The organism is Nostoc sp. FACHB-888 (assembly GCF_014696655.1).
GTDB lineage: Bacteria > Cyanobacteriota > Cyanobacteriia > Cyanobacteriales > Nostocaceae > Nostoc.
Map to the genome: position 1 here is coordinate 1 of NZ_JACJQM010000306.1, position 3,827 is coordinate 3,827.

Here is a 3,827-nt window from a genome sequence, read left to right on the forward strand (position 1 = left end):
CTCAACTGGGAGAGTTATTGTATTGGCAAGAAACCAATAGCTCAAGAAATTGCCCTTGTGCATAATTCCATCAGCGATTGGTGGAAAAAAGGATTGCCTAACAATAACTTACCAAAGCATACGTCTCATGCACTTGATCGCAATCAATTGATGATGGAGTCGCAACGATTAATTGAAGCTTTAGGTTGGAAAGAGGAAAAGGGCAAACAGTTTCTCATAGATAACTATGGGAAAAAAGGAAGGCAGTCACTAACTAACGAAGAATTTGCTAACTTTGTCAACAAATTGCAGTCTATGCAAGCAAATTATGACGATGAAGTTGGTTACTGGGAGGATGTGCCTTCTTAATAACCAAATACTTCTTGAGGTGATTGTAGCAATTGCATTCGCCTTTATGCTTTCCTATTTACCTTCAAGTAGGGAAGCATATTTGATCAGTTATCAAATCTTGTCTACAGCTAATGAAGAAGGAAAAAGGGGAAAAAGGAAAGGAGTAAAGGTAAAACATTACTATTCTATAGATGGTTTAATTCATGAATCCCCTTTAACCTTTTTCCCCTCTTTTGGCTGTGTATCACTACTACCAATAACAAGAAATGACAACAACAATTATTCCCCCTAGTCTCGAAAACTTACAACAGTTTTCTGACTCGTTCGACCTGTCCAAGCTATTGCAATCTGAAGGGATTTTGCCGTGGCTTTTAGCAAATGGCTGGAACTATGACGATGAATCTTGTTTGATTGCAAATATCGTTGATGAATCTACAAGCCTGGATGAAGTTTGGGACTCCAAAGAGTTTGATTTTAAGGCTCTGCCTGATGACGAAATGGAAAAGCTCAATCAAATATTTGAGCATTTCTATCTGTAGTATTTGTCACTCTCAATCAATAATTAACGCAAAAGTAACGAATTATCCGTGAAAAACTCTACAGTCAGATTCAATCAGTCTAACTGTAGAGAAAAATCGATTTCACAAAAGATTATCGCACACTCTACTTCAATACTAATCAGATGGAAACAAATTTGATTAAAGTGTATGACGCGACACTATTAAGCTCATCAAAAGTTTACCAAATTAATGGTACACATTGTCGATACTTGGGTGATGAAGGTACTATACAACATCCACAGTATCTATTTCTACCTCTGCCAAATCAAAGAAAAAAAGCCAGCTTTCGATTAAATCGAAACAAACTCATGACTCGCTGTTATGAGGTCGAAGGCATGGTTTATCAAAAGCCTGCGGTACAGGATAATTCACAGCAACTTCAGCTATTTTGAGCCATGTCCATACATAAACCACCAGTCATCAAAAGACACATTAGGTTACAAAAAAGCTCTACGAAAGTAATCTATAGGGCTACTAGAGACATTCAAATAGCCACAAAGAAAGCTTCGCTGAATTGAAAGTGAAAAATAGTGATTGAGATGAATAATTATGGTACAAGCAATTGACAACCCTGTTGCTGCAAATTTCCTAACTGATGCAGTAGTCGAGCGCCACAATTTCTCACAGTTAAATAAAACTCGCATTCGCTTTCGTATTCAACTAAAGAAAAGTACAAAGTCTGCCGCTCCCAAATGGGCAGATGTCTTAAAAGCTGAAGTCTGTGAAATCGAATCAGACCTTGTGAAAGTGACAAATTCCGAAGTCGGTTTGCGGGGAATCAAGGTATTTAAGAAGCTCGATGAAGCTGCCGCGCAACTTCGTCAAGAGATTGCTTGGGTTCAAGAGTGGATGAGTAGTGATACTGGTGATTGGGTTTGTCCGATTGATTTGGCTCCACTCGTTTGGAATCAGTTAATCAATATTAGGGATAATATCGCCCCTGGATTGCGTAATCAATTAAAAGCTGATTACGAAGCTGGGTTGGTTGATTACCAAGAGCGAATTGACCAGTTCCTCTCACTTAATACTTGGGAATTACCCCACGATAAGCAAGAATCAGTCAAAGCCAACTTGCTAAGAGCATTCCCCACTCTCACTGACCTCGAAGACTATTTGCAAGTCGTTATTGGTCGCCCAGTGATTATTCCTGCCCTCTCTGAACAACTGAACCAGCAGCAAGCCGAATGTCTTGACCAGATTACCAAGTTCATTCAGCAGTATGACCAAAATCTGGAGCAAAGGCTACGGGAATCTGCGATCGCTGGCGGTGAACAACTCGCCGCACAGTTGCTTGAAGAGTTGGCTGATTGGGAACCGGGGAGGAAACCCATACAGTTTAAAAGGAAAATGGAGCGTCATCTGATGAAGGTTCAAGTGCTACTAGCAAACGCTTCACCGGAGGCTGGCAGTAGCTTGGAGGCGATGATGGCGCACTTGGACTCTATCGTTAACGATCCAGCGATTGAGTCTAAAAATCTTGGTTCTGATACGCGCAGTCAATTGCAGCAAAAAATGCAAGAGATCCGCACCAAGTTGTTAGACGAACAGCGCAATCTACAATCACTTGCAACTGACGACGTGGGCTTATCGAAAGCTACCGTAATGTCGTTCAAGTTCAGGTAAAAAATAGTCTTGGGCGGGTGCATTCGCTCAAGACTGATCCCAATGGATTTAATACGTAGTTTCCAGAATAACCCAAAAAGGATATAGCACCTTTACTATTTCTCAAACCAATTTGAAAGCCTTGGAGCTAAAAATGTCGCATTTCTCAACAGTTAAAACCAAGCTTGTTAACCGTGAATGTTTGGTACAAGCTTTACAAGATTTGAAACTGAATCCGCAAGTTCACGAAACAGCACAGCCACTAAAAGGATACTACGGTGATTCTCAAGGACAAAGCGCTGAAATTATTGTATCTGGTCGCATCATAAAAGCTCGTGCAGACATCGGATTCAAGTGGAATCAGTCAAGCGGTGTGTACGAGGTAATACACGACAGTTATGAAACAGTTCCGAAGTTGGGGCAAGACTTCTTTAGTAACAAGTTGATGTTGGCTTATGGACAACGCATGGTTCGTGTTAAAGCCGCCGAGTTACAAGAAAGGTTTGGTGAATGCGCGATCGCTGAATCAACTCAGGGAAGTGTGCAAACCCTACGCCTAACTTTTGCCGGACATCAAGAAGTTCAACAGTACGTGAGGAGATGAATATGGAACGTTCAATACTGATTCATTTCGACAATGCTACAGGTGAAGTCCGAGTGGAGGCTGAGGGATTCGAGGGAGTGAGTTGTTTATTGGCTACGCAACCATTTGAGGAAGCACTTGGAGTTGTCAGCGAGAGCGATCGCACGTTTAAGGATGAAGCCCAAACCCAACAGCTTCGTACAACTTCAACTCACCAAACCAGACTCAGACAGTAATAAGAAAAGGAGAACTGCGACTATTGCCAATTGCTTTATTGTCGTGGTTCTCCCAAGAGATTTTATCTACCCACCAAAAGAATACCCACTTGTTCACATTTACGGACAACAGAAAACACGCTTTTTCCGTGATCATCAAAGCGAATACTGAAGGGCTATGTGTGCTGTTGAATGCTATCGTTAGCGCGTAGTTTACCGCCGTAGGCATCGCTTATCAAGAGAACAACGGTACAGAGGAAGTTTTTGACGGCGATGCCGAAGTTTATGAAGTAGTCGTGAGACTTGTTAATACTCACGATGAACTAGCTCCATTACATTATCAAAAATCATGAAACTTTCAAACCTGCTCTCCACACTCGATTCACAAATCCCCATCGCTGCGGTTGATGTCCTATCTCCTGATGAAGCGACGATCATTCAGTGGTTAACTGCTGAAGCTAACAATAAGCTCTCATCTCCAGTGTTCTTCTGGAATCTGGGAGTATCAACCTTGGAGCAATGTTTAATCGCAGCAGA

The 3,827-nt window shown here is 41.6% G+C and carries 6 protein-coding genes and 2 pseudogenes; 7 read left to right on the plus strand and 1 reads right to left on the minus strand.

Features of this window, described 5'->3' with window-relative positions; translation table 11 throughout:
• The 6 genes and pseudogenes from H6G26_RS39685 to H6G26_RS39710 form a co-directional block, all read left to right on the plus strand.
• A pseudogene (locus H6G26_RS39685) lies at positions 1–348 on the plus strand (hypothetical protein); the annotation flags it as partial.
• A gap of 248 nt (positions 349–596) precedes the next feature.
• Positions 597–869 (plus strand): hypothetical protein, encoded by a 273-nt coding sequence (locus H6G26_RS39690; protein ID WP_190737397.1) that lies wholly within the window; start codon positions 597–599, stop codon positions 867–869.
• A 143-nt stretch (positions 870–1,012) separates the two neighbouring features.
• On the plus strand, positions 1,013–1,282 hold the full coding sequence (locus H6G26_RS39695) for a hypothetical protein (protein ID WP_190737399.1): 270 nt from the start codon (positions 1,013–1,015) through the stop codon (positions 1,280–1,282).
• A 157-nt stretch (positions 1,283–1,439) separates the two neighbouring features.
• Positions 1,440–2,513, plus strand: a complete 1,074-nt coding sequence (locus H6G26_RS39700; RefSeq protein ID WP_190737401.1) for a hypothetical protein — start codon at positions 1,440–1,442, stop codon at positions 2,511–2,513.
• 133 nt (positions 2,514–2,646) lie between these two features.
• On the plus strand, positions 2,647–3,096 hold the full coding sequence (locus H6G26_RS39705) for a DUF1257 domain-containing protein (RefSeq protein ID WP_190737403.1): 450 nt from the start codon (positions 2,647–2,649) through the stop codon (positions 3,094–3,096).
• A gap of 2 nt (positions 3,097–3,098) precedes the next feature.
• Entirely contained in the window at positions 3,099–3,311 is a 213-nt protein-coding gene (locus H6G26_RS39710) for a DUF2997 domain-containing protein (protein WP_190737405.1), read from the plus strand.
• A gap of 155 nt (positions 3,312–3,466) precedes the next feature.
• Here H6G26_RS39710 and H6G26_RS39715 read toward each other — a convergent pair whose 3' ends face one another.
• Entirely contained in the window at positions 3,467–3,607 is a 141-nt protein-coding gene (locus H6G26_RS39715; RefSeq protein ID WP_190737407.1) for a hypothetical protein, read from the minus strand.
• A 32-nt stretch (positions 3,608–3,639) separates the two neighbouring features.
• Here H6G26_RS39715 and H6G26_RS39720 point away from each other — a divergent pair.
• Positions 3,640–3,827 (plus strand): annotated as a pseudogene (locus H6G26_RS39720) (ATPase); the annotation flags it as partial.

Excerpts from the sequence above, each read along its gene's own strand:
- H6G26_RS39690 (WP_190737397.1), top strand. The coding sequence starts at position 597 with ATGACAACAACAATTATTCCCCCTAGTCTCGAAAACTTACAACAGTTT.
- H6G26_RS39700 (WP_190737401.1), top strand. The coding sequence starts at position 1,440 with ATGGTACAAGCAATTGACAACCCTGTTGCTGCAAATTTCCTAACTGAT.
- H6G26_RS39710 (WP_190737405.1), top strand. The coding sequence starts at position 3,099 with ATGGAACGTTCAATACTGATTCATTTCGACAATGCTACAGGTGAAGTC.
- H6G26_RS39695 (WP_190737399.1), top strand. The coding sequence starts at position 1,013 with ATGGAAACAAATTTGATTAAAGTGTATGACGCGACACTATTAAGCTCA.
- H6G26_RS39705 (WP_190737403.1), top strand. The coding sequence starts at position 2,647 with ATGTCGCATTTCTCAACAGTTAAAACCAAGCTTGTTAACCGTGAATGT.